The sequence below is a fragment of the Synechococcus sp. R55.7 genome (assembly GCF_047461955.1).
Classification (GTDB): Bacteria; Cyanobacteriota; Cyanobacteriia; order Thermostichales; family Thermostichaceae; genus Thermostichus.
Map to the genome: position 1 here is coordinate 1 of NZ_JANSIC010000490.1, position 630 is coordinate 630.

The 630-nt window shown below is 56.8% G+C and carries 1 pseudogene; it reads left to right on the forward strand.

Annotation, left to right across the window (positions count from 1 at the left end):
* Window positions 1-630: pseudogene (locus NW820_RS13305) on the forward strand (RNA-guided endonuclease TnpB family protein); the annotation flags it as partial.

Below are 630 nucleotides of genomic sequence, written 5' to 3' on the forward strand. Positions count from 1 at the left end.
ACGCGACCTTGGCTGCTTTCGGCCAAGCCTTGAACTGGGTCAACCAAAACACACCCGAGAAAGTCGCCAACGCCGTTAAGCTTCAGTCTCTGTGCTACCGCGAAATCCGTGCCCGGTTCGGCTTGTCCAGTAACTTGGCTCAGCAGGTCTGCAGACGGCTGGCCGGCGCCCGTAAGGTTGCCCGACAGAAAAACCGCCCGGTCAAAGCGTTCAAGAGAGGCTTTGCGACCTACGATGCCCGTATCTTTTCGTTTCGCGAGAAAGACTGGACGGTGTCGCTGACCACGGTTGGGGGTCGAGAGCGCTTTGAGCTGGCGATTGGCCGCTACCAGAGAGAACAGTTGGCGGGCTCCAATCCCAAATCTGCCACTCTGGTCAAGCGTAAAGACGGCTCCTACTCTATTCAGATCTGTGTGGAAGCGGAGCCATCCCCACCTCAAGGCACGGATAGAGTGCTGGGCGTGGATTTGGGCAGGACGGATATTGCTCATACATCGGAAGGAGATAACTGGAATGGACAGCAGTTGAACAAAGTCCGAGACCATCACTCGCGGTTGAGGGCGGTACTTCAACGCAAAGCCAGTAAGGGCACACGCAGTTCGCGGCGCAGATGCAGAGAACTGTTGCAAC